The organism is Sulfitobacter sp. HGT1 (assembly GCF_013282155.1).
Taxonomy (GTDB): Bacteria; Pseudomonadota; Alphaproteobacteria; order Rhodobacterales; family Rhodobacteraceae; genus Sulfitobacter.
On record NZ_BLWI01000031.1, the window covers coordinates 1 to 1,069 of the forward strand.

Here is a 1,069-nt window from a genome sequence, read left to right on the forward strand (position 1 = left end):
AGAACAACTGGAGGCAGTATGAGCTTACAAGATAAGTGGGATGAAGAAGACGATGAAATTATGTGCTTACATAACCCTGACATCAACCCCGGTATGCAGTTAACTAAGTTACAGACTAGATACGAATACTGGATTAAGCAGAGAGCTAACGCTAAGGATGCACCGTCAAGAGCAGCCGCTGATGCTATGATTGATATGATTAGGGAAGCAATGGATAATACAATCTACGAGGTATCGTGTGAATAAACTTGAGGAGAGAGTTTAATGGATTACCTTAGAAACCACTGTTGGTGTCACAGCGCTCACTGGGACAGTAAGCCCTTTGATTGTCAAATCATTGTAAGTCTCTATAGTTACCGTGAAGGTTATAAAGAAGACTGGGAAAACCTAACCGTAGAAAGTAAGTACCATCATGAGACTTATGCCAATGAATGGGTAGAAAGTATGAAGGCGGTTTGGAAAGAGCATGGCCGTGAAAAGCCTCCTGAAGAGATAGAGGACTACAGGCAAAGGGTTGGCAACCGAACCATCCGAGAATTAAAGCCAGAGGTTCTAGAATGGCTCGCAGAAAACGTCCCTGATGTAGCTGAGGGGAAGGGTTGGTGTGTAGGTGATAAGTCTTACAACGCAGGAGGGATCACTTCTTCGTATGCTGTATTCTTCCAACGTAGACGTGATGCTATGGCTTTCATCAAACGATGGAGTGTACACCAGAAGCCTATTAATTATTGTCAGTACTTCACTGATGTACGTAAGAAGCTTAACTTAGAGACAGGTAAGTATGAATCATGAACAGAGAATCTCCCAGAGGCGTAAGCATAAAGAAGTCCCTGACTACCGTAAAGCATGACTTAGTAAGCAGAACAATATCTGCCCTCTTTGCGGTAACGTTATACGTCCTGACCAAGCGGTTCTCGACCACGACCACGGAACAGGCCGTGTTAGATCAGTACTACACCGAGCCTGTAACCAACCCGAGGGACGTATACTCTCTTGGGCTAATAGAACGGGACAGAATTGTACGTCGTACGACTTCATTAGAAACCTCCTTACGTACTGGACTGTAGAA

The 1,069-nt window shown here is 44.3% G+C and carries 2 protein-coding genes and 1 pseudogene; all 3 read left to right on the forward strand.

All coding sequences use genetic code 11. The annotated features are described in order from the left end of the window. A partial coding sequence (locus HGT1_RS18165) for a hypothetical protein (protein ID WP_217903003.1) occupies window positions 1-246 on the forward strand: 246 nt, incomplete at its 5' end. An 18-nt stretch (window positions 247-264) separates the two neighbouring features. Next, complete coding sequence (locus HGT1_RS18170) at window positions 265-792, forward strand: hypothetical protein (protein ID WP_176251369.1); 528 nt, start codon at window positions 265-267, stop codon at window positions 790-792. Between the two features lie 73 nt (window positions 793-865). Continuing rightward, a pseudogene (locus tag HGT1_RS18495) lies at window positions 866-1,069 on the forward strand (endonuclease domain-containing protein); the annotation flags it as partial.